This is a genomic window from Oceanospirillum beijerinckii DSM 7166, from assembly GCF_000422425.1.
Lineage (GTDB): Bacteria > Pseudomonadota > Gammaproteobacteria > Pseudomonadales > Halomonadaceae > Oceanospirillum > Oceanospirillum beijerinckii.
On sequence record NZ_AULT01000035.1, the window covers coordinates 1 to 22706 of the forward strand.

At 48.7% G+C, this 22706-nt stretch carries 20 protein-coding genes; 14 read left to right on the forward strand and 6 right to left on the reverse strand.

Annotation, left to right across the window (positions count from 1 at the left end):
* Positions 1–170 precede the first annotated feature (170 nt).
* Both H579_RS0111480 and epmB read right to left on the reverse strand, forming a co-directional pair.
* A complete protein-coding gene (locus H579_RS0111480; RefSeq protein ID WP_028300799.1) occupies positions 171–1718 on the reverse strand; it encodes a hypothetical protein in 1548 nt (515 codons plus the stop codon).
* Positions 1719–1851: 133 nt separating this feature from the next.
* The gene (gene epmB, locus H579_RS0111485; RefSeq protein WP_036566140.1) at positions 1852–2880 is read right to left on the reverse strand and encodes an EF-P beta-lysylation protein EpmB; all 1029 of its coding nucleotides are present in this window, start codon (positions 2878–2880) and stop codon (positions 1852–1854) included.
* A 75-nt stretch (positions 2881–2955) separates the two neighbouring features.
* Between epmB and efp the strand changes: the two genes are divergently transcribed.
* Complete coding sequence (gene efp, locus H579_RS0111490; RefSeq protein WP_028300801.1) at positions 2956–3522, forward strand: elongation factor P; 567 nt, start codon at positions 2956–2958, stop codon at positions 3520–3522.
* 119 nt (positions 3523–3641) lie between these two features.
* Positions 3642–4625, forward strand: a complete 984-nt coding sequence (epmA, locus tag H579_RS0111495; protein WP_028300802.1) for an EF-P lysine aminoacylase EpmA — start codon at positions 3642–3644, stop codon at positions 4623–4625.
* A gap of 66 nt (positions 4626–4691) precedes the next feature.
* Here epmA and asd read toward each other — a convergent pair whose 3' ends face one another.
* On the reverse strand, positions 4692–5609 hold the full coding sequence (asd, locus tag H579_RS0111500; RefSeq protein ID WP_211224709.1) for an archaetidylserine decarboxylase: 918 nt from the start codon (positions 5607–5609) through the stop codon (positions 4692–4694).
* A gap of 8 nt (positions 5610–5617) precedes the next feature.
* On the reverse strand, positions 5618–6448 hold the full coding sequence (locus tag H579_RS0111505; protein WP_028300804.1) for a sulfurtransferase: 831 nt from the start codon (positions 6446–6448) through the stop codon (positions 5618–5620).
* Between the two features lie 386 nt (positions 6449–6834).
* Between H579_RS0111505 and motA the strand changes: the two genes are divergently transcribed.
* Together motA and motB are read left to right on the forward strand one after the other, a co-directional pair.
* Positions 6835–7686 carry a flagellar motor stator protein MotA gene (gene motA, locus H579_RS0111510; RefSeq protein WP_028300805.1) on the forward strand — a complete coding sequence of 284 codons (852 nt, stop codon included), beginning with the start codon at positions 6835–6837 and terminating at the stop codon, positions 7684–7686.
* 12 nt (positions 7687–7698) lie between these two features.
* The gene (gene motB / locus H579_RS25350; RefSeq protein WP_051227552.1) at positions 7699–8874 is read left to right on the forward strand and encodes a flagellar motor protein MotB; all 1176 of its coding nucleotides are present in this window, start codon (positions 7699–7701) and stop codon (positions 8872–8874) included.
* Positions 8875–9017: 143 nt separating this feature from the next.
* Here the strand turns inward: motB and rsgA are convergent, their stop codons facing one another.
* Positions 9018–10043, reverse strand: coding sequence for a small ribosomal subunit biogenesis GTPase RsgA (gene rsgA, locus H579_RS0111520; RefSeq protein WP_028300806.1), 1026 nt, complete (start codon positions 10041–10043; stop codon positions 9018–9020).
* 202 nt (positions 10044–10245) lie between these two features.
* Here rsgA and orn point away from each other — a divergent pair, with 202 nt between their 5' ends.
* Positions 10246–10794 (forward strand): oligoribonuclease, encoded by a 549-nt coding sequence (orn, locus tag H579_RS0111525; RefSeq protein WP_028300807.1) that lies wholly within the window; start codon positions 10246–10248, stop codon positions 10792–10794.
* A gap of 71 nt (positions 10795–10865) precedes the next feature.
* Here the strand turns inward: orn and queG are convergent, their stop codons facing one another.
* Complete coding sequence (gene queG, locus H579_RS0111530; RefSeq protein WP_051227553.1) at positions 10866–11954, reverse strand: tRNA epoxyqueuosine(34) reductase QueG; 1089 nt, start codon at positions 11952–11954, stop codon at positions 10866–10868.
* 192 nt (positions 11955–12146) lie between these two features.
* On the opposite strand from queG, the gene H579_RS0111535 reads away from it, so the two are divergent.
* The 9 genes from H579_RS0111535 (at position 12147) to hflC (ending at position 22655) form a co-directional block, all read left to right on the forward strand.
* Positions 12147–13670, forward strand: coding sequence for a bifunctional ADP-dependent NAD(P)H-hydrate dehydratase/NAD(P)H-hydrate epimerase (locus H579_RS0111535; RefSeq protein WP_028300809.1), 1524 nt, complete (start codon positions 12147–12149; stop codon positions 13668–13670).
* Positions 13657–14136, forward strand: a complete 480-nt coding sequence (tsaE, locus tag H579_RS0111540) for a tRNA (adenosine(37)-N6)-threonylcarbamoyltransferase complex ATPase subunit type 1 TsaE (RefSeq protein WP_028300810.1) — start codon at positions 13657–13659, stop codon at positions 14134–14136. Before H579_RS0111535 ends, tsaE begins: the two co-directional genes overlap by 14 nt.
* Before the next feature lie 111 nt (positions 14137–14247).
* Positions 14248–15561 carry an N-acetylmuramoyl-L-alanine amidase gene (locus tag H579_RS0111550; RefSeq protein ID WP_028300811.1) on the forward strand — a complete coding sequence of 438 codons (1314 nt, stop codon included), beginning with the start codon at positions 14248–14250 and terminating at the stop codon, positions 15559–15561.
* 60 nt (positions 15562–15621) lie between these two features.
* On the forward strand, positions 15622–17652 hold the full coding sequence (gene mutL / locus H579_RS0111555) for a DNA mismatch repair endonuclease MutL (RefSeq protein WP_028300812.1): 2031 nt from the start codon (positions 15622–15624) through the stop codon (positions 17650–17652).
* 62 nt (positions 17653–17714) lie between these two features.
* Positions 17715–18686: a tRNA (adenosine(37)-N6)-dimethylallyltransferase MiaA gene (gene miaA, locus H579_RS0111560; RefSeq protein WP_084624082.1), complete on the forward strand. Its 972-nt coding sequence runs from the start codon at positions 17715–17717 to the stop codon at positions 18684–18686.
* Positions 18687–18793: 107 nt separating this feature from the next.
* Positions 18794–19042 (forward strand): RNA chaperone Hfq, encoded by a 249-nt coding sequence (gene hfq / locus H579_RS0111565; RefSeq protein WP_028300814.1) that lies wholly within the window; start codon positions 18794–18796, stop codon positions 19040–19042.
* Positions 19043–19057: 15 nt separating this feature from the next.
* Positions 19058–20392 carry a ribosome rescue GTPase HflX gene (gene hflX, locus H579_RS25355; protein ID WP_051227554.1) on the forward strand — a complete coding sequence of 445 codons (1335 nt, stop codon included), beginning with the start codon at positions 19058–19060 and terminating at the stop codon, positions 20390–20392.
* Positions 20393–20538: 146 nt separating this feature from the next.
* The gene (gene hflK, locus H579_RS0111575; RefSeq protein ID WP_028300815.1) at positions 20539–21780 is read left to right on the forward strand and encodes an FtsH protease activity modulator HflK; all 1242 of its coding nucleotides are present in this window, start codon (positions 20539–20541) and stop codon (positions 21778–21780) included.
* On the forward strand, positions 21780–22655 hold the full coding sequence (gene hflC / locus H579_RS0111580) for a protease modulator HflC (protein WP_028300816.1): 876 nt from the start codon (positions 21780–21782) through the stop codon (positions 22653–22655). The genes hflK and hflC overlap by 1 nt, the downstream gene beginning before the upstream one ends.
* Positions 22656–22706 lie beyond the last annotated feature (51 nt).

The window sequence follows — 22706 nt, forward strand, 5'->3', positions numbered from 1 at the left end:
ATGTGAGAGTAGGGCATCGTCAAGCGCTTGTTTAGTCTTTTTAGAAAAGACAGCAAACCCCGATCAGCAATGATCGGGGTTTTTTCGTGTGGGTGGAAGAAAAGTCTGTAAGAGAAGAATGCAGAGCTTGGAAAAAAATAAAGCTCTGCATCGGGGGGGGGAGCAAAGCACTACTCAATATCAGTACTAAGGGCTAATGCTTCAAAGCGATAGTGATCTGCGGACCTCTCAACAAGGTTGCTCAGGCTAAAATGCTTAAGTTCACCATGAATATCCAGTTCAACCTTTAGTTTTTCAGAAAAAATGGATAGTGAAGGTGTAATGATATTAGCTTGAATACCCATAGCCGATAGCTCGGGTATAAAAAAAACAGATACCGAAGCTTCATTATAATCAGCATTTTCCAGTATACGAATTTGGCAACAGGTCACTTGTTCTGCCAGGGTTTGTATACCAAGTTGGCTCTCATAAAAGTCATCGCTGTTTTTGATCCAGCGAACGATACCTAAGCGCCAGATTTTATCTGTCTCTTGTATTCCAATCAGTGCACTAGTCTCAACGCTAAAGACATTTTGATCATAGCTTTGAATACAGTAGCCGCCGACACTGGCATTGATTAATTGAGCTTCATCAACAGGATATTGCTCTATTTTACCTATACCTTTTTCCAGATGCTGATAGATATTCTCAAAACCAAAACAGATGGTTACGATGCCATTAGTGGGTGTTCGATCACTGTTACGCTTGCTGGGTTTGCTCCAGCAAAAAATAAGATGTTTTAATAAAGTAACTGATAGTGTGTTGGGTATTTGAATAGGGAGATTGCTATCTTGGTGTTGCTGTTTGGCTTTTAGGTGCTGATAGATATAGTGAGCCAGCTGTTCAGTGAATAGACCTATATGCTGCTTGCTTAATTCGCTCTTCAGGTTCTGTTTGTAAATCGGAGGCTGATTGTGTTGGCTATTCAATACAAATAGAGCTGCTTTATGTGCAGAAGGTATCAGCTTACTGCCATCCGACCAAAGTTCCAGTGTCTTATAAATTCGGTCCAGCTCGATAGGTCGTAACTGATTGGGTTTTGCACAGGCTAATAGCAGGACTTGTTTAAACGCCTCTTCTATACTACTGCGTTGCTTGAAATATTTTTCTGGATCTGAGGTTTGCTGTTTAAGTAACTTGAACCTCTGAGCATAGCGAAAGAGTAGATAAAGTTCTTGCCAAACACCTTCAGTGGTTGTTGTGTATAGCTGGCAGGCTCGTAATATACTCAACCCAATTTCTGTCATAGCCCTATGGATACTCTGGCCTAACAGATCATTAAAACTGCTGACAGTCATTTGCTGCTGTTGTGTCAGTGTCTCTGCAAATACCATTTTATAACCTGTTGAAAGCTCATGCTGTAGTGCCTGAGCCAGGTCAGAGATTTGAATTTGATGTTGAATATTATCTGCTGTCGAGTTGTGATTAAGATAGCTACGACTCAGAGTACTTAATAGGTGATGAGCTGCAGGGCGAACAACTTCGAGCATTTGCATGCGGGTGTGTGGTAATGTTTTAAGCTCATTTAGCTCCAATAGGGCTTGATAAATTTGCTTTACAGTACCACCAATATGAACCATAGGTAGTGCCGAGACCCACTCTTCTAAGCCAGTAACACTGGTTTCAGCAAATGTCAGCTGATCACGGCAGGGTGATGGGATATCCAGGGCTATTGTCATAATTCTTATCAAGCATCCAGCTATAGGGTGAGCTTAAAGATTTATCCTCTGATATAAAAATGACTTAAACATATTTTCAGAAGATACTGTTTTTACAGCCAAATTAATACTCTGTTTGCATTGTTATCGGCGGCTAGAGCAAAGTCTTTGATGGCTTTCCCGGAATTTCACGTACAAGTTTGGGCAAAAGAAAACCCGGTAGCTCAGCTTGCAGGGCCTGCCAGAGTTTTATTGCCTCCTGATCTGACACATTAAAATGGGCTGCTCCTGTAACGGGATCAAAAGTATGAAGATAATATGGCAGTATGTCAGCTTCGGATAAGGCTTCACTAAGAGCTGCCAATATCGTCATATTATCGTTGATGCCTCTAAGAATGACGGACTGATTCAGTACCAGCATGCCGTTATCTTTTAGGTTGCGGCTGACCCGGGTTACTTGATCATCAATTTCCTGGGGATGGTTGATATGTAATACCCAGACAGTCTTTAGGCGGCTCCCTTTCAATAAGCTCACCAACTGCTCTGTAACTCGTTGTGGAATCACGACGGGTAATCTGGTATGGATACGCAGTCGTTTAATGTGAGGGGTTGATTCCAGTTTGCTAACAATCTTTTGTAAACGGTAGTCACTGGTGGCTAAAGGGTCTCCACCACTTAAGATTACTTCATTAATCTCTGGGTGCTGCATCAAGTAGCTGGAGATCTGTTCCAGGCGCTCACTTGAGATCGCATTACCCTGATACTCAAAGTGACGACGGAAGCAATACCTGCAATTAATCGCACAGGCTCCCGCAGTAATCAGTAGCACCCGGCTTTTATATTTATGCACCAAGCCTGGAATAGGATTGCTGTCTTTTTCCTGTAGAGGGTCCGTGACATAACCGGGTGTCTGCACTGCTTCTAGCCCTAGCGGCAGCACCTGTTTTAACAGCGGGTCGTTAATATCCCCTTTTTTGATACGATCCAGATAAGGTTCTGGAACTCTTAGCTGAAACAGCTCATTGGCTTGCTTGATCTCAGTTAGCAGTGTTTCAGGTAGTGCTAACCGCTGAACTAATTGCTCAGGTGTCAGCAAACTTTCCGAAAAAAGTTGCTGCCATGGGGTATCGGCGGAGGTTTTCTGCGTAGGTAACTGCACAGAAGATGAAGAAACAGGTATCATTGGCGACCAGATTTTTTATATAGCAGTCAGTGCCAGCACTGGGTGACTGAATTAAAGCGATATTGGTGAAATTTTATGGCTAACTATTCTACCAACGAATTCCGTTCCGGTCTTAAAGTAATGCTCGACGGTGAGCCTTGCTCCATTCTGGACAATGAATACGTTAAACCTGGTAAGGGTCAGGCGTTTAACCGTGTAAAACTGCGCAACCTGAATAATGGTCGTGTATGGGAGCGTACTTTTAAGTCAGGCGAATCCCTGGAAGGTGCCGATGTTATGGAACTGGACATGGAGTACCTGTACACCGATGGTGAGTTCTGGCACTTCATGTTGACAGATGGTTCCTTTGAGCAGCACGGTGCTGATGAGAAAGCACTGGGTGATACCATCAAGTGGCTGAAAGAGCAGGAAGTATACACCGTAACTCTGTTTAACGGCTCTCCTATCTCTGTATCTTCACCTAACTTTATTGAGCTGGAAGTGGTTGAAACTGATCCAGGCCTAAAAGGTGATACTGCTCAGGGTGGCTCCAAGCCTGCAACACTGACTACAGGTGCTGTAGTTCGCGTCCCTCTGTTCGTAAATATTGGGGATAAGCTGCGTATTGATACTCGCTCTGGTGACTATGTCAGCCGTGCGTAGTTGATCGCGCAGATGTTCATAACCGGCAAGGCTTAGGCTTAGCCGGTTTTTTTATACCTGCTTTTCATCTCTGTCATTTGTCTTTTCTCATTTCTTGTTATTAACCGTTGTTTGATCCTATGAGCGAATCTAATCCAGTGTTATGGCAACCTTCTGCCAGTATTGAAAACTTACAGTTGCGTGCGCAGGTGCTGAGCCAGGTCCGAAACTTTTTTACGGAGCGAGAAGTATTAGAAGTTGATACTCCTGTATTGGCCCGAGGTGGCAGTACCGATCCTTATCTGGACTCTATGCAGAGCCGGTGTGATGGCGGTGGAGTTGCAGAAGCAGTGGATTTATATCTGCAAACGTCACCTGAGTTTCATATGAAGCGTTTGCTTGCGGCTGGAAGTGGTCCCATCTGGCAGCTGGCCAGAAGCTTCCGTAACGGTGAATACAGTGAGCGCCATAACCCGGAATTTGCTATGTTGGAGTGGTATCGTCCAGGTTTCGATTTGCCGATGTTGATGGAAGAAGTACGCCAATTACTCACCGATGTGTTGGGCGACTTGGCCTGTGAGCAAGTACGTTATCGCGAGCTGTTTCAACGCTATCTGCAATTGGACCCTTTTAGTTCAAATCTGGAAGAGTTACAGCTTAGCGCACAACAAAAAACCGCTATTGATGCCCGTGAGTTGGATCGTGATGCCTGCTGTGATCTGTTGCTGTCCCATGAGATTGAACCTCATCTGGGTAAAGAAAGCTTAACTTTTGTTTTTGATTATCCTGCATCTCAGGCTGCATTGGCTAAGGTCCATCTGGATGAGCAAGGCGATCAGGTGGCTTCCCGTTTTGAGTGTTACTACCAGGGTATTGAGTTAGCCAATGGGTATCATGAGCTGACCGATGCTGATGAGCAGAATAAGCGTTTTCAGCAGGATAATGTGATGAGGCAGGCGCTGGGCAAGCCAGAGGTTACGGTTGATGCGAGTTTGGTTGCAGCATTGGCGGCGGGAATGCCAGAGTGTGCCGGTGTGGCTTTGGGTTTCGATCGTATGCTGATGCTAAGGGCCGGTGCAGAGAAATTGGCAGAGGTGATTAGCTTCGCTATAGACCGGGCATAACCCGGTCTATCAACGCTTCGTCGCACAGAGCTGTAACTGGATTCGTGTTAGCTGCAGCAGACTTTTCTAACCTTGTTCAGTCGACTCGGCTGTAGCATCAGTTTTAACGTCTACTTCAGGATGTGTCGGCTGGAACTGAGCAAAATGTTCACCCAAGCGAGTGGTAGCACCGGGTTGCATGCGTTCAACGAATTCGGCCATCTCAGGACCAAACAACATAACGACCGTAGAACCCAGCTGGAAGCGGCCCATCTCTTCACCTTTCTCAAGGGTGATGCCTTGAGTGTCCAGGCGGTATTCACAGCTGGATACTTCACGGGCCAGTGGTGTGACCTGCCCTGCCCATACGGTTTCAATACTGGCCACAATCATCGCGCCTACGAGTACCATGGCCATAGGGCCGTATTCAGTCTCAAAGATCGCCACAACACGTTCGTTACGGGCAAACAAACCCGGTACATTCTCAGTTGTTGCAGGGTTAACAGAGAACAGACGCCCTGGTACATGAATCATCTGCTTTAATGTGCCTTTTACCGGCATATGGATGCGGTGGTAGTCCTTAGGTGACAAATAGATGGTCGCAAACTTCCCCCCCATAAAAGGTGCAGCAGCCTCTACCTTGCCGCCTAGCAGCTCCAGTGCCGAGTAGCTATGGCCTTTTGCCTGAAATATACGGCCGTAATCGATGTCGCCTAGTTGGCTGACAGTACCGTCTACCGGACATGCTGCACTATGCTCCAGATCGATCAGATCCCGGGCATCTTGTTTTAATGGTCGGGTAAAAAACTGATTAAAGTTCTCATACTGGCGGTAATCCGGTTGCTCGGCTTCCGACATATTCACTTTAAAGATATTGATAAAGTGTTTTATCAGGAAGTTCTTCAGCCATCGAATACGTGTCTGCGCCAGGAAGCCCACCAGGCGGGAAATCAGATGATGTGGCAGTGGATACTGGATCCAGGCAAAAAGCTTTTTAATAATCACTGTATACCTTAAGTTTCAATGGGTGTGTCCTGACGGTTGCCCCATTCATTCCAGGAACCATCGTAGGCGCGGATTTGCTTAAAGCCCAGTATTTTACCTAATAGCCAGGTAAAACCCGAGCGGTGGTGAGATTGACAGTAAGTGGCAACCTCCTGATCAATATTGAGCCCGGCGGTTTCCAATTCTGACATCAATTCAGCCATATCCCGCAGGCACAGGTTGTTATCTTTATCCATGGCCCGGGTCCATTCATAATGTACCGCGGTAGGAATATGTCCTGCACGGGCCGCTTTGCTGGTTGTGCCCTTGTACTCACCTTCTGAGCGGGAGTCCCAGATGGCAAAGCCCGTTTGACCAACCTTTTCCTGCAGCTCATCCAGTTTAATACGCACTTGAGGCACGAGAATATCAGCCTGATATTGACTGGCAATGGCTGGTGTTTGTTCCTGACTCTGGCTTTTTCCATCGCCACGCCATGCCAGGATACCGCCATTCAGATAGGAGTATCGGCTATGGCCCATGATTTCCAGTGTCCATAACAAACGACCGGCCCAGCCGCCGCCTTCATCATCATAAGCTACCACATGGCTGTCCCGTGTTAAGCCTAATTCAGAAAACAATTGGCTCAACTGTTCCACACTGGGCAGCTTATTGGCGACGGGCGCTGCGCCACAGAACAGGCGCTTGTAATCCAGAAAAACAGCACCGGGCACATGCCCTTGATCATAACACTCCTTCGTGCAGGAGACGTCGATGATAAGCAAATCCTTCTCACCCAGAACAGCTTCAAGCTGGTCTGTTGAGATCAGTAACGGTAGTAAGTTCTCTTCAGAGCTCATATTTTGGCTTCCCGATCCGTCAATATTGACTGATGTTTGATACCACTGAAATGATTAAAAATAAAGTATCATAAAAAATGAAGCTTTATTTGACCCAAGATAGCCGTGTCATCATTTACTGTGATACACATGAATACAATTAGAGACAAAACTCTCTTTAGAAGATAGTGTTTATCTCCAGTACACTCAGGTGTATCGTGCGAAACAAGAGCCTTTTTCTACTGCTTTATGTCTGAAAGAGTGGAGCGTGCGATGTGATATACCCCTTGTTTTTCAGGCATAGTTTCGCGACTTAATGATATTTGCTGACGACAGCGTAGTGTTTAGTCATTGCTGAATTAGAGCAGCATTTGGACTGAAGCGATAAAGGATGAGGATAGAGTGGCATGCTTCTGATTGTGGGTTCGTTGATCGTATTGGTCAGTGTGGGTGGCGGTTATGTGCTTTCCCATGGCTATTTGCCGATGTTATGGCAGCCTTTTGAGATGATTATTATCTGTGGTGCAGCCCTGGGGGGCTTTATCATCTCAAACAACAAACATACCCTGGTTGAGGTCTTTAAAAGCCTTCCGGGTTTGCTGACAGGCACGGGTTTTAATCGGGCGTTTTACCTTGATCTGCTTAGCCTGCAATATGACCTCTTTACCAAAATCCGTAAAGAGGGGGTGATTGCGATTGAGGAAGATATTGAAGAACCGGAGCAAAGTCCTATTTTTGCCGGTTATCCAGCGGTAACCAAGCATACCGAGTTGGTCGAGTTCCTATGTGATTACATGCGTTTGATCAGCTCGGGGAACATGCAGGCACATGAACTGGAAAGCCTGATGGATGCAGAGCTTGAAACACTGCAGCATGAGCTGGAAGAGCCCGCTCATGCGGTGACCAGCGTAGCAGATGCGCTGCCGGGCTTTGGTATTGTTGCAGCAGTATTGGGGATTACTATTACCATGCGTGATATTGCGGCACCACCAGAGGTACTGGGTTTGCATATTGCTGCCGCATTGGTCGGTACTTTCCTGGGGATTCTGCTGTCCTATGGCTTTGTGGGACCGATGGGCATCGCTATGAAAAATGAAGCCCATGAGAAAATTAAAGCCTTTGAGTGTATTAAAGCGGCCCTGATTGCCAATATGAATGGCCTGGCACCGCAGATGTCAGTGGAGTTTGGTCGTAAGATGCTGTTTACCTCCGTTCGTCCAAGCTTTAACGAACTGGAAGAACACGTACGTTCTCGCTAAGGGCTAAACCCCATGGAAGAAAATAAAAGCATTATCATCAAGCGAGTTAAGAAGGTTCAGGGCGGTCATCATGGCGGCTCCTGGAAAATCGCAATGGCGGATTTTGCGATCGCTATGATGGCCTTTTTCCTCTTGATGTGGCTGTTGGCTAATACAACAGAAGCGCAAAAAATCGAACTGGAAAAATTCTTTGTTGACCCTGTGGGTTATATGGACAAGGTTGGTCGCCTGACGGCTATTGACCTGGGTGGCTCCCCAACCATTCTGAATAATTTTAACCCCAGCTCTGAAAGTGATCAGATTAATCAGGAGCAGATGCTTAACCAGGAGCAGACTGAACAGCTGGCAGGCAGCATTCAGCAAGATAATGAACAGGCCATGTCTGAGCTGCACAGCTCTTTGTTAAACACAATTGAGGCTAATGAGACGCTGAAAAAGTTTGAGGATCAGCTTCAGGTTGAAGTTAAGCCTGATGGTCTGCATATTCAGATTGTCGACCAGAAATTGCGCCCAATGTTTGATGCCGGTGGTGATAAGGTTAAACACTATTTTGCGGAAGTGTTGTTGCAATTAGCTCCAGTGATTGCTCAGGTGAATAATAAGATCAGTGTTAATGGTCATACCGATGCCGACAACTACAGTGATCGGGATTATTTCAGTAACTGGGAGCTGTCTACCCGTCGTGCTAATGCCGCACGGCGTATGCTGGTTGAAGGGGGGTTGCCGGAAGATCAGGTGGCCCAGATTTCCGGTTTTGCCAGCTCACAGTTGTTTAAACCGGACAAGCCCAATGATCCGATTAACCGGCGTATTGAGATTGTGGTACTGAATCGTCCGGCATTGGAAGATATACAGGCGGAGAGGCCATTGTCGCCGGAGCAGCAGGAACGCATGCGTGAAGCGGAAGCCTTTAAGCTAAGCAACCCTGTTCCAGAGAGTCAGTTTAACTCCGATGGTCCGCTGGAAATTCAGACACAGGAGTCACAGCGCAAGCGTGCGGAGAGTCAGTCGGGTATTGATGGCGCTGTCCAGCCGAGGAAAGAAAGCACCTTTGGTGAAGAAGGCGTTGTGATTGATCGGGATTTAAGGCGTCAGCCCAATGCGGAACCAAAAGATGTTTTGGATACGCTTAATCAGATTCAGTCTCAGCCGGCAAAGCCATACACGCCACCACCTGAAGTCGATTAAGTCACTGATTGGATTGATGCTGAATCATCCGAAGTGCTGATAACGATTCAAAGGCCTGTTAAATCTCTGCTTAACAGGCCTTTGTTTTAATCGCACCTCAAGGGGGGAGAGGCGCATATAGAAAGAGGGAGTAACTTTCAGGCTTAAAACTCGTTCAGCGAGTTCACAATTCTATGGTAGCTTTCCATGCGCTCTTCACTGATACGGCCGTCTTCATAGGCTTCCCTTAACGAGCAGCCAGGTTCCTGGCGGTGACGACAATCACGGAACTTACAGGTGCCAAGTAGGCCATCGAACTCCCTAAAGCCTTCGGCAACATCGCGTTCTTCTATATGCCAGAGACCAAACTCTCGAATCCCCGGTGAGTCAATCAGATCACCGCCGTCTGGCATATGGAATAACATTGCTGTAGTAGTGGTATGCATGCCCTTGCGGGTTTGCTCTGATAGTTCACCCACTTTCAGGTTGATACCCGGTAGCAGGGTGTTCACCAAGGATGACTTACCCACACCGGACTGGCCGACAAACACACTGACTTTGTGATCCAGTAAGCTTTTTAACAGTTCCAAACCATCTTCATCGACAGTGGATGCCGTTAGCACTTTATAACCGATCTGCTGATAGCGCTCTGCCATATCTAATAGACGCGGGGCATTGTCGCTATTTAACAGATCGGTTTTATTCAGTAGCAGTACCGGTTCGATGCCGGTGTTTTCTGCTGCAACAATGTAACGATCGATCAGGTTGGCATGGGCATAGGGCTCGGGTGCGAATACGATAACGATATAATCAATATTGGCTGCAACCGGCTTGATCTGACCTTTGGTGTCCGGGCGTACCAGCGCGTTCTCACGCTTTAAGCGTGTTAATACAATACCATCGTTATCGGCTCCGGGACGCCAGACTACGCGGTCGCCGGTGACCAGAGCATCAACATTGGCGCGCATATAGCAGCGATTGATCGACCCTTTCGCTTCACCTTCCAACGACTCAACATCTACCTGGCGGCCGTAATGAGCAATGATCAGGCCTTCCTGCTCGGCTCCCAATTGACCTGAGGATAGCTGTTGATCAATCTCGCGATCTTTTTTACTGACCCTGGCAGCACGCTCTTGCTGCACCTTTTCAATGCGCCATTGTTGACGGCGATTTAATTTACGTTTGCTCATGATGCCTGTCGGTTGGAAAAATAAGACATCATTCTACCTGCTTTTTTTAAGGGATGCCTAGCAGATGCTCAGGGCTTTTAACAGCGCACTGGTATGAGAGGCTGGCATAACAAAAGCTATGGGTGAGTTAAAAATGCCCTTATACTTTAAAGCCGTTCATTCTATTCGCCGTAAAGCGCCAGAGACTAGGAGTAAAGTTAACATGGCCAAAGCAGATAATATGGTCTGGATCGACCTTGAGATGACAGGGCTGGAGCCTGAACGTGACACCATTATCGAGATTGCGACCGTGGTAACAGATCCTGAGCTGAATATCATCGCAGAAGGCCCTGTGCTTGCGATTTACAAGCCCAAAGCGGTGATGGATGAGATGGGTGAATGGTGTACTAAACAGCACGGTTCATCAGGGCTGACCAAACGTGTCTTGGAAAGTAAGGTGACGATGCGTGAAGCGGAGCGCCAAACGCTGGAATTTCTGAAACAACATGCTGAGCCAGGCAAATCACCGATGTGCGGTAATAGTATTCATCAGGACCGTCGTTTCCTGTACAAAGAGATGCCTGAGCTGGAGAAGTTTTTCCACTATCGCCATCTGGATGTCAGTTCTGTAAAAGAGCTGGCCAAGCGTTGGTATCCGGATGTGGCGAAAAGCATGAAAAAAAGCGGCTCTCACCTGGCGATGGATGATATTAAAGATTCCATTAATGAACTCCGCCATTACCGTGAGCATATGTTAAAACCCACGGCTTAAAGCAGGCTTTTCTGCGAAGTGAGGCGAGTACTGCACTGTATAAGCCTCACTACGATCAGCTTTGAGCCAAATTAAACATGATTGCTTTGATGCTGAGCGAGTGCCCATTCCACATGTTCTCTGACTAATGCTGATTCTTCCTGTTGTCGGCTTTCCAGGGCTGCAATCACCTTGGGCGTGCTCGGAGCGTTACCTAGTCCGACAGCGATGTTTCTTAACCAGCGTTCATATCCCGCCCGACGAATCGGTGTGCCTTCAGTCGCTTTCAGAAATTGCTCTTCGCTCCAGGCAAACAGGGTCACCAGGTCAACGTGATCCAGATTATGGCGTGGGGTAAAATCCTTTTCCAGGGTAGTTTTGGTGAAGCGATTCCAGGGACACACCAGCTGGCAGTCGTCACAACCAAAAATACGATTGCCCACCCCTTTACGTAGGTCTTCAGGAATCGGCCCTTTTAGTTCAATGGTGAGATAGGAGATACAACGGCGGCCATCCAGTATTTTGTCACCAACAAAGGCTTCCGTCGGGCAGGCAACATGACAGGCATTACAGGAGCCGCAGTGATCTTTGGGGTAAGCGGCATCTTCCGGTAAGCCAAGATCGATCATAATCTCACCCAAAAAGAAAAAAGAACCCGCCTTGGGATGAATCACCATACTGTTTTTGCCAATCCAACCCAGACCTGAGCGAGTGGCCAGGGCTCGTTCCAGAATCGGCGCACTGTCCACAAAGGCGCGATAGCCAAAGGGGCCGATGGCTTGTTCGATCTGTTTCGCCAGTTGGGTCAGACGTTTGCGGATCAGTTTGTGATAATCACGTCCCAGAGCATAGCGGGAGATATAAGCTTTTTCCCCCTGAGTCAGCAGCTTGGTTGTTTCTACGTCTGCAGGCAGGTAATCCATACGCGCTGTGATGACTGTTTTGGTACCCTCGACCAGTTCGTCGGGACGGCTGCGTTTATTGCCGTGGCTGGCCATATACTCCATCTCGCCGTGATACCCCTTATCCAGCCACTCCTGTAAATGGGCTTCATGTTCATCCAGTTGAGGACGGGCAAAGCCGATCTGCTGGAAGCCCAGTTCCCGGCCCCATTGACGAATATTATCCATCAGTTGCTGTTGTTGCTGAGAGGTGAGGCTAACGGGGATTGGTGTCGACATACTGATATACTGAAGTTAAGAACAGAAATGATGAGAGATAAGGCTCACAGACGCGACAAGCTTAGCCGATTCTGAAGGCAAAACAAGTCTCGCTATCTGTATTGGCAAGAGTGTAGCAGGCAAAAGCTGTGACAAGTAAAAACCGCACTTATAAAAACAGTGATTAGACAAAACTGTAGAAAGGATCATCCTATGCAATGGCCCCTCCATGAACGTATTTATACCGCCGCTCAGGTGAAAAAAATGGACCAGCTGACGATTCAATCCGGTACACCGGGTTTTGAATTGATGAAGCAGGCGGGGCGTATGGCGTTTCGTCATCTGTTACGCCAATGGCCGGAATGTCGTGCTTTGACACTATTCTGTGGTGGGGGAAATAATGGTGGTGACGGGTATGTCATGGCCGGATTGGCACGACAGCAGAATATGGTCGTACAGCTGATCAGTTTAACGCCACCAGAGCGTTTAGTGGGTGAAGCAGCCCAGGCATACCAATGGGCTCTGGAATGGGGTGTTGAGGTGCAACCCTGGCAAGAAGATTTCAAGCTAAGAGGGCAGGTTATTGTCGATGCCCTATTAGGTACAGGCCTGACCGGGGATGTACGGGGAGATTACCTGGAGGCAATTGAGCGGATCAATAGGTCAGGGCTGCCAGTACTGGCGGTGGATATTCCTTCAGGTTTGTGTGCAGATCGTGGTGTTTGTTTGGGACAGGCGGTTAAAGCGGATGTTACGGTTACCTTTATCGGTAAAAAACTAGGCCTGTTAACTGGCCAGGGGCCTGAATACTGTGGTGAACGTCGTTTTGAGCCATTAAACGTGACGGATAGAGTAAGAGCTCAGGTTAAACCTATTGCGACTATGCTCAACGATGAAACTCTTGAGCATTTAATCGCCCCACGTGCCAGAACCGCTCATAAGGGCGACTGTGGTCGGGTACTGGTTGTGGGGGGAGACCAGGGTTATGGCGGTGCCATTATGCTCGCGTCTCAGATGACGGCTCGGGCCGGAGCTGGCTTGATTAAAGTAATGACCCGGCCTGAACATATCCTGCCGCTATTAACCCGTCAGCCTGAGTTGATGGCGGAGGGATTAACCTCGGTACACCAGTTGGATCAACGGCTTAAGTGGTGTGATGTCGTGGTATTAGGGCCGGGCTTAGGTCAAAACGGTTGGGGCCAGCAGATCTGGCTGAAAGTGATGCAGGCAAAATGTGCCAAAGTCATTGATGCCGATGCCCTTAATCTTATGGCGTCCCATGGAAGCTGGCTGAAAAGATTACCGGAGTGCTGTCGTGATTGGGTGTTAACACCTCATCCCGGTGAAGCCGCGCGATTGCTAAACTGTTCAGTGCATGAGGTTGAGCAGGATAGACCTGCAGCGATACGTCGTTTGTCGGATCAGTATGGTGGTACGGTGTTATTAAAAGGTGCGGGAACTCTACTGCTCAGCGAAGGTCGATTAGCGGTAAATAGCAGTGGTAATCCTGGCATGGCCAGTGGTGGTATGGGTGATGTGCTATCTGGGGTCATTGGTGCTTTGCGTGCTCAGGGGCTGACAGGGTATGATGCCGCCTGTCTGGCTGTGCAGGTTCATGGTAAAGCAGCGGATCAGCTAGCCTGCCGTTATGGTGAGCGAGGCTTATTGGCTTCCGATCTGATTGATCAAATACGAGTAATTTTAAATCCGGAGTGTAAACTGAATGCATCCCTGTGACGATTTTTCCATTGAACTTGCCGATGAAATTGCCCAGGTGGCGTTTGGTGTCCAGTTAGGTCAAGCCTGTAATGGTCAGGGAGTGATATTCCTGCAGGGTACTTTGGGAATGGGGAAAACCACGCTGACTCGGGGTATTTTGCAGGCTTATGGCCATCAGGGGGCGGTAAAAAGCCCAACGTATACCCTGGTCGAGCCTTATCAGCTGGTGGATAAGCTGGTTTATCACTTTGATCTCTATCGTCTGGCTGACCCTGAAGAACTCGAGTATATGGGGATCCGGGATTATTTTGATGATGATGCCTTATGTGTTATCGAATGGCCGGATAAAGGTGCCGGTGTCCTGCCTGAACCCGATATCACTTTGACTCTGGATAAAGCCGGCGAAGGCCGCAACGCATTGTTACAGGCGCAGACAGTAAAAGGGGCTGAAATTTTACAGCAGCTCCGTACAATAACTGGCTAACCGTTCCAGAGTACAGGTTTGGTCGCCGTATTGAGTGTTGCCGCCTGTAAAATAAAAACAGCAGTGATCATTATGATGGTTTTATCTTCTTCTAAAAACAGATACTGGCAAATGCTGTTCAGCATCTTGCTGTTGTGCCTGCTGGTCTTACCTGCCCATGCTGTCACGATTAAAAATGTCCGTATCTGGCCTGCGCCGGACCATACTCGTCTGGTATTTGATCTGGATAAGCCCATCCGGCATCAGCTGTTTACTCTCGATAAACCGGATCGGCTGGTGATTGATCTGGATGATACCCGGGGACAGGACAGTATTGAGAAACTGCCATTAAAAGATACCCCGATCAGTCGGGTGCGCACGGCCGTTAAAAGCGGTTCAGATCTGCGTGTGGTATTTGATCTGAACAGTAAGATTCAACCCCGTAGCTTTCTATTGAAGCCAAACAAGCAGTACGGCCACCGGTTGGTTGTTGATCTGGTTTATAAAGAGAAAAAAACGGTTAAAAATACAGCACCAATTCCCCGGGTTGACCCCACAGGTCAGAGGGATATTGTGGTGGCGATTGATGCGGGTCATGGTGGTGAAGATCCCGGCGCTATTGGGCCAGGGCGTGTACGCGAAAAAACAGTCGTTTTGGCGATCGCCAGAAAAGTTGAGCGTATGCTAAACGCTGAGAAAGGCTTTAAACCTGCGATGATCAGAACCGGGGATTACTATGTGGGGCTGCGTGCTAGGACGGAGCGAGCCCGTAAACATCGTGCAGATCTGTTTATTTCGATTCACGCGGATGCTTTTAAAGACAGTCGCCCCAGAGGGTCTTCCGTCTTCGCTCTCTCCCAGCGGGGGGCAACCAGTGAGACCGCCCGTTGGCTGGCAAACTCGGAAAACAGTGCAGACTTAATCGGTGGTGTTAATGGTGCGCTGACTTTAGACGATAAAGACAAGGTGTTGGCGGGTGTGCTACTGGATCTGACTATGACCGCAACACTGTCTGATAGTTTAAAGGTTGGGCAGAGTGTACTGCGCTCTATGGGGCAAATTAATAAACTGCATAAGAGAGATGTGGAGCAGGCAGGTTTTATGGTGTTGAAATCACCTGATATTCCATCGATTCTAATTGAAACCGGCTTTATCTCCAATCCGCGGGAAGCGAAGAACCTGCAAAGCTCGGCTTATCAGGAAAAAATGGCCCGTCAGATTGTCGCGGGTATTAAGCGTTACTTTGGTAGCAACCCTCCGCCAGGCACTTGGCTGGCGCATCAGAAAAAGCGCCTGAGTCAAGGATCTTATGTGGTGAGTCGCGGTGATACTCTGTCGGGTATTGCACAGAAGAATAAAATCAGCGTAGCCAGTCTTCGTAAGGCCAATAATTTGCGCAGCGATGCTTTACGTGTTGGCCAGCGTTTAACCATTCCCCGCTCTTAATCCATCGCCCGGAGCTTGCGCTACCGGGCTTTAACGGTTTTTTCAGGCTAAAATAGTGCCATGAGCAAAATCCATATTTTAACCCCCCGGTTGGCGAACCAGATCGCCGCCGGTGAGGTGGTTGAACGTCCTTCTTCTGTCATTAAAGAGCTGGTAGAAAACGCCATTGACGCCGGTTCCACCCGTATCGATATTGAGGTGGAAAAGGGCGGTACTAAGCTGATTCGTATTCGGGATAACGGTTCGGGTATTGCCCCGGACGATCTTCCACTGGCCCTGAGTCGCCATGCTACCAGTAAAATTGTGACGCTTGATGATCTTGAAGGGGTCGCCAGTCTTGGTTTTCGTGGTGAGGCGTTGGCGAGTATCAGCTCGGTGGCACGTTTGGATCTGGTATCCAGTACGGAAGATAACGGCGAGGGTTGGCGTGTGATCGCCGAAGGCCGTGATATGCAGACTCAGGTAACACCGGCCCCCCATCCAAAAGGCACCTCTGTTCAGGTCAAGGATCTGTTTTTTAATACTCCGGCGCGGCGTAAGTTTATGCGCACGGAGAAAACAGAGTTTAATCATATCGAGGAGACGTTTAGACGCCTGGCGCTCAGTCGTCCCGATATTGCTTTAACTCTGCGCCATAACCAGAAACCTGTCTATAACCTGCCAGCCGGTTCCAGTCAGTTGGAGCAAGAAAAGCGTTTGGCCTCTTTGTTGGGTCGTAAGCTGATGGATCAGTCGCTGTTTGTGGATGTGGAAGCCACTGGGCTGCGTTTATGGGGGTGGGTCGGATTGCCAACCTATTCCCGCGGTCAGGCGGATCAGCAGTACTTTTTTGTCAATCAGCGTGTTGTGCGCGATAAGCTGGTGGCCCATGCTATTCGTCAGGCCTATCGCGATGTATTGTTCCATGGCCGTCATCCGGTGTTTGTACTTTATCTGGGGTTGGACCCGGCGGTTGTGGATGTGAATGTGCACCCGACCAAACATGAGGTGCGTTTTAGAGATGGTCGTCTGGTGCACGATTTCCTCTTCCGTACCTTGCATCGGGTATTGGCAGAGGTGCGCCCGGATGCGTCTGAAGCGGTTGCGCCGACAAATATGGATCACTCAGGGCTAGGGGCTCAGCTTGATAATAGTTTAACAACGCAGAATCGAATCCCTTTTGAGACATCTGGGTTGGGTGGTTTATCGTCTGGTTCTTCTTCAATAAATATATCGTCTTCCAATGGCCCTGCGTTTTCCAATCAGGGCAATGCGGCGAGTACAGGCTTGGCCGAGCGTAACGATACGCCACCGTGGTCTGACTCCCCCGTTGGTTCAGCAAACTCTACGGGCCATAGTGGCAGTAATAGTGGTTATGGTTTTGGCCAAGGTGCATCCAATCAAGCTTCTGCTCAAGGCCCATCGTTAAACCGCGGTCAGGTCAAAGACTATATGGCCGGTTATCAGCAGCTGAATCAGCAGGCAAAATCCCTGGCGGATCTGCCGCAAAAAGAAGGTGAAGAGGATATACCGCCGCTGGGTTTTGCCATCGCCCAGTTGCATGGCATCTATATATTGTCGGAAACCCGTGACGGGCTGGTGCTGGTGGATATGCATGCGGCCCATGAGCGCATTACTTATGAGCGTCTAAAGCAGTCTTTCCAGGAAGAGAACCTGAAAGCTCAGCCGATGTTGGTGCCATTAAGTCTGGCGGTAAGTCGCAAAGAAACGGATTGTGCGGAAGAGCATCAGGAGCTGTTCAGTCAGTTAGGCATAGAGCTGAATGTGATGGGACCGGAAACTCTGGTCGTGCGTCAGTTGCCTGTTTTGTTGATGGATTCTGATGTTGAACCATTGATTCTGGATATGCTGTCTGATCTGATGAAGTACGGCACCAGTGATCGGATTCAGGCCCATATTAATGAGATTCTGGCGACGGTGGCTTGCCATGGTTCGGTACGGGCTAACCGCAAGCTGACCATTACCGAGATGAACGCCTTGTTAAGAGATATGGAGCGCACCGAGCGTAGCGGTCAGTGTAACCATGGACGCCCGACCTGGACTTATCTCAGCATGAATGAACTGGATAAACTTTTTTTGCGTGGTCAATAGACGGCGTATTTTGAGTCCGTATTTTTAAGCGCTCACAGGAGCGTGTATTTTGAGAGAACATGATGTCATCTGAACCTGCTGTAATGCCTACTGACCATGATAAGCCCCTGGCGATTTTTTTAATGGGACCAACTGCGTCCGGTAAAACGGCCTTAGCGGTTGATCTGGTCGAGCAGCTGAACTGCGATATTATCAGCGTCGACTCTGCGCTGATCTACCGGGGCATGGATATCGGTACGGCAAAACCGGATGCGGAAACCCTGGCACGGGCACCCCATCGCCTGATCGATATCTGTGATCCCTGTGAATCCTATTCCGCCGCTCAGTTTCGCGATGATGCCTTAAGAGAGATGGCTGAGATTCATCAAACGGGCAAAATTCCTCTGCTTACCGGTGGCACCATGATGTACTACAAGCGCTTGTATGATGGTGTTGCGGATCTGCCGTCTGCTGACCCGGAAGTCCGTGCTGAGCTGGATGCCTGGGCAGAAAAAGACGGCTTGGCAGCACTGCATAAACGTTTACAGGAAATAGATCCTGTTTCTGCGGAACGAATTCACCCTAATGACCCTCAAAGGTTGCAGCGGGCGCTGGAAGTGTTTCAAATTACCGGTAAAAGCCTGACGCAACACTGGCAGGAGCAGAAGCAGCACAGAGATCACTTTCCATTTCGAGTGTTGTCACTGGCGGTGAACCCCGCAGAGCGAAAAGATCTGCACGAACGTATTGCGCTGCGGTACCAGCTAATGTTAGAACAAGGTTTTATAAATGAGGTGGAACAGCTGAGAGCCAGAGGCGATCTGGATTTGAGCCTGCCATCCATGCGTTCAGTCGGCTATCGTCAGGTGTGGGAATATCTGGATGGTGCTTACGATTATGACACCATGGTGCACAAAGGAATCGTGGCAACCCGGCAGTTGGCTAAGCGTCAGATTACCTGGTTAAGAAGCTGGCCAGATCTGCACTGGTTGCTGACAGAATCGCCGGATTTAAGCGCACAGGTGTTGAAAAAAGTAGAGTCAAGTCTTATTTAAACTGGTATGATAAAAAACGCCGCATAGTCAGATCGCGGTGATATTTAACTTTTATCACCATAAAAATTAAATCTAATAATCTAATAAAGAAAACAAGGGAGAGCGGTATGTCAAAAGGGCAATCATTACAAGACCCTTATCTGAACATCCTTCGTAAAGAGCGTGTGCCAGTATCCATTTTTTTGGTAAACGGTATTAAGCTACAAGGCCAGATTGAGTCTTTTGACCAGTTCGTAATTTTGTTACGTAACACGGTTAGTCAAATGGTGTACAAACACGCCATTTCCACAGTAGTACCTTCCCGTAACGTTCGTCTGCCTGCACAGGAAAAAGGCGAAGGCGTGGGAACTGAATAATCTTCGGAGTAATACTTGTTTTTCGAACGTCCCGATTCAGGTGAAGTAGCTGTTCTTGTCCATATTCATTTTCCGGATGAGAAGGACCGGGAAGATCCCGGAGAGTTTCTGGAGCTGGTGCGTTCAGCAGGTGCTGACCCGGTTGCCTTGATTGAAGGTAGCCGGTCACATCCCAGCCCCAAATTCTTTGTTGGCGACGGCAAGCTGGAGGAGATCCGGCAGGCGGTTGTTGAACATGAAGCGGAAGTGGTGTTGTTTAATCACTCTCTGTCCCCCTCCCAGGAGCGCAACGTTGAGCAGGCATTGCAATGTCGGGTATTAGGCCGTACGGGGCTGATTCTGGATATTTTTGCCCAGCGTGCACGTACCCACGAAGGTAAGCTGCAGGTTGAGCTGGCTCAGCTGGAGTATATGACGACCCGGCTGATACGTGGCTGGACTCACCTTGAGCGTCAGAAGGGTGGTATAGGCCTGCGTGGTCCTGGTGAAACCCAGTTGGAAACCGACCGCCGCTTATTGCGCGAACGGATTAAAACCATTCATAAACGTTTGGAAAAAGTGCGCAAACAGCGGGAACAGAATCGTCGTGCCCGTCGTCGCGCGGAGATTCCTTCCGTCTCTTTGGTTGGATATACCAATGCCGGCAAGTCGACGCTGTTCAATGCGCTGACTGAGTCTGATGTTTATGCTGCGGATCAGCTGTTTGCGACGCTGGATCCGACGTTGCGCCGGATCACCATGCCGGATTCTGGTCCTGTGGTGATGGCCGATACTGTAGGCTTTATTCGTCACCTGCCGCACAAGTTAGTTGAAGCGTTCCGTGCGACCCTGCAGGAAGCCAGTGAGGCGACCTTGTTGGTGCATGTGATTGATGCTGCGGATGAATCCCGTGACGAAAACGTCGAACAGGTGAATTATGTACTGGAAGAGATAGGTGCTGACGATGTTCCCCGTCTTCTGGTGTATAACAAAATTGACTGTTTAGAGGGTTATGAGGCTCGCATCGATCGGGATGATCAAGGGGTTCCGGAACGAGTTTGGCTTTCTGCGGTCAATGGTGAAGGCCTGGATCTGTTGTTACAGGCGATAGGGGAGCGGTTGTGTGATGACTTGTTTAAGGAACAGCTGGTTCTGGCTCCTTCAGAGGGGCGATTGAGAGCTCTTTTGTATCAGCAGGAAGCCATTTTATCTGAAGCAATTGATGAGCAGGGGCGGTTTGTATTGGATGTCAGAATTCCGAAAGCCGACTTTATCCAAATGCTGTGTAAGGTAGGTGTTGATCCTAAACGCTATTTCCCAAATTACGGCATTGAAGATTTTATGCTTGATTCAGATCTGGAAGTTTCCTAAGACTTATATAACGTCTTGATATTTTTGAAGCACGCCATTTTTAGTTTTCGCTTCATCTTTAACGGCATTATTTACGTAAAGCACTGAACGATTCATAACTTTAACGGAAGCTGTTGATCAGTTTTTCTCGGAAAGTGGAGATAGGTATGGCTTGGAATGAGCCGGGTGGCAATAAAGATAATAACCGAGACCCTTGGGGCAGCGGTAATAACGGTGGTCGGGGTGATCAGGGGCCGCCAGATTTGGACGAAGCGCTGAAAAAGTTTAATGACCGCCTCAGTGGTATTTTTGGTGGTAAAAAAGGCGGCGGCGCAGGTGGCGGCGGTGGCGGTGGCGGAGGTAACTCCGGTGCAGCCAGTTTCGGTCTGCTGGGTATCCTGTTAGTGATCGGTGCGTCTATTTGGGCGGTTTCCGGTTTCTACCGTGTCGATCAGTCTGAGCGTGCTGTGGTACTGCGTTTTGGTGAGTATTATGAGACTGTCGGTGCGGGTTTGAACTGGAACCCGTCAATGATCGATAGCGTCAGTACCGTGAATGTGACGAAAGTGCGTTCCATGAGCCGTCGCGCACTGATGCTGACCGAAGATGAGAACATCGTACAGGTGAATCTGTCGGTACAGTACCGTGTCAGTAATCCAAGAGACTTCCTGCTGAATGTACGTAACCCAGAGCAGAGTCTGGAGAATGCCACTGAGTCGGCGCTGCGCCATGAGGTGGGTTCTTCCGAAATGACGGATATTCTGACAGAAGGTCGTGAAGCGCTGGCACAACGTGTCCGTGCCCGTCTGCAGCAATATCTGGATCGCTATGGTGTCGGTCTGGAAGTACGTTCTGTGAACGTGGAGAGCACTGCGGCTCCAGATGAGGTACAGGCCGCGTTTGATGACGTAATTAAAGCCCGTGAGGATGAGCAGCGGGTGAAAAACCAGGCTGAAGCCTACTCTAACGGTGCGATCCCTGAGGCGCGTGGTAAGGCTCAGCGTATGATCGAAGAGGCTAACGGTTATAAGGAGGAGATCATTGCTCGTGCAGAGGGTGAGGCAGACCGTTTCCTGAAGCTGTTGACTGAGTATGAAAAGGCACCTGAAGTGACCCGTGAGCGTTTGTATCTGCAGACCATGGAAGAGGTGATGTCTAAGTCAAGTAAGGTTCTGGTTGATGTAGAAGGAGGTAATAACATGATGTACCTGCCTCTGGATCGTCTGAATCAATCCGGCTCTGCGTCTGGCGCTAACCGTGCGACGACTAGTGACAGCCGTTTCAACTCTTCGAGCAGTATGACGACTGATTCTGAAGTAGATGCTCTGGCTGACCGTGTACTGGAACGTCTGCGTGAGCGTCAGCAACAGCAACAAAACCCCACTACTAGCCGCCGGGAGGGCCGATAATGCAATCTAAGTCGTTTTCTGCGTTGATCTTGATCGCTGTTCTGGCTTTGGTCGCTAGTAATAGCCTGTATATCGTTGATGAAACAGAGCGTGCGATTAAGCTGAGGTTCGGTCAGATTGTTGAATCAGATATTCAGCCAGGTCTGCACTTTAAGATTCCTGTGCTGAACACTATCCGCAAGTTCGATGCCCGTGTACTGACGATGGATGCGCGCCCTCAGCGTTATCTGACGTTAGAGAAAAAAGCGGTAATCGTAGACTCCTTTATCAAATGGCGTATTGCCAATGTACAGGCATACTACGAAGCGACTTCCGGTGATGAGCTGGTTGCATCCCGCTTGTTAGCCCCTCGTGTTGATGAAGGTCTGCGTAACCAGTTTGGTGAACGTACCATGTATGAAGTGGTTTCCGGTGAGCGTGATGAGATCATGACTGAACTGACCTCGAAGCTGAATACGATCACGAAAGCTGAACTGGGTATCGAGATTCGTGATATCCGTGTGAAGCGTATCGATCTGCCACCTGAAGTAAGCCATGCGGTCTATGAGCGTATGAACACCGAACGTCAGCGTGAAGCCCGTGAACATCGTTCACAGGGTAAAGAGCTGGCCGAGGGTATTCGCGCTGATGCGGATCGCCAGAGACAGATTATTCTGGCTGAAGCATTCCGTGAATCCGAGCGTATCCGAGGTGAAGGGGATGCAACTGCTGCTTCGACTTACGCCCAGGCTTATACTCAGGACCCTGAGTTCTACTCCTTTGTGCGTAGTCTGGAAGCTTATAGAAACACCTTTAATAACCGCGATGATATCATGGTTATTGAGCCAGACAGTGACTTCTTCAATTACTTGAAGCAGGCCTCTCCGGCAAAGTAATCCTGTAAATGGGTTGGATAAAGGCACCGCTTGTCGGTGCCTTTTGCGTTT

Bases quoted from the DNA above. Each gene is read 5' to 3' on its own strand.
- mutL (WP_028300812.1), top strand. From the start codon at position 15,622: ATGAGCAAAATCCATATTTTAACCCCCCGGTTGGCGAACCAGATCGCC.
- rsgA (WP_028300806.1), bottom strand. From the start codon at position 10,043: ATGAGCAAACGTAAATTAAATCGCCGTCAACAATGGCGCATTGAAAAG.
- epmB (WP_036566140.1), bottom strand. From the start codon at position 2,880: ATGATACCTGTTTCTTCATCTTCTGTGCAGTTACCTACGCAGAAAACC.
- H579_RS0111480 (WP_028300799.1), bottom strand. From the start codon at position 1,718: ATGACAATAGCCCTGGATATCCCATCACCCTGCCGTGATCAGCTGACA.
- H579_RS0111550 (WP_028300811.1), top strand. From the start codon at position 14,248: ATGCTGTTCAGCATCTTGCTGTTGTGCCTGCTGGTCTTACCTGCCCAT.
- hflC (WP_028300816.1), top strand. From the start codon at position 21,780: ATGCAATCTAAGTCGTTTTCTGCGTTGATCTTGATCGCTGTTCTGGCT.
- motB (WP_051227552.1), top strand. From the start codon at position 7,699: ATGGAAGAAAATAAAAGCATTATCATCAAGCGAGTTAAGAAGGTTCAG.
- H579_RS0111505 (WP_028300804.1), bottom strand. From the start codon at position 6,448: ATGAGCTCTGAAGAGAACTTACTACCGTTACTGATCTCAACAGACCAG.
- efp (WP_028300801.1), top strand. From the start codon at position 2,956: ATGGCTAACTATTCTACCAACGAATTCCGTTCCGGTCTTAAAGTAATG.
- motA (WP_028300805.1), top strand. From the start codon at position 6,835: ATGCTTCTGATTGTGGGTTCGTTGATCGTATTGGTCAGTGTGGGTGGC.
- epmA (WP_028300802.1), top strand. From the start codon at position 3,642: ATGAGCGAATCTAATCCAGTGTTATGGCAACCTTCTGCCAGTATTGAA.
- miaA (WP_084624082.1), top strand. From the start codon at position 17,715: ATGTCATCTGAACCTGCTGTAATGCCTACTGACCATGATAAGCCCCTG.
- hflK (WP_028300815.1), top strand. From the start codon at position 20,539: ATGGCTTGGAATGAGCCGGGTGGCAATAAAGATAATAACCGAGACCCT.
- H579_RS0111535 (WP_028300809.1), top strand. From the start codon at position 12,147: ATGCAATGGCCCCTCCATGAACGTATTTATACCGCCGCTCAGGTGAAA.
- hfq (WP_028300814.1), top strand. From the start codon at position 18,794: ATGTCAAAAGGGCAATCATTACAAGACCCTTATCTGAACATCCTTCGT.
- tsaE (WP_028300810.1), top strand. From the start codon at position 13,657: ATGCATCCCTGTGACGATTTTTCCATTGAACTTGCCGATGAAATTGCC.
- orn (WP_028300807.1), top strand. From the start codon at position 10,246: ATGGCCAAAGCAGATAATATGGTCTGGATCGACCTTGAGATGACAGGG.
- queG (WP_051227553.1), bottom strand. From the start codon at position 11,954: ATGTCGACACCAATCCCCGTTAGCCTCACCTCTCAGCAACAACAGCAA.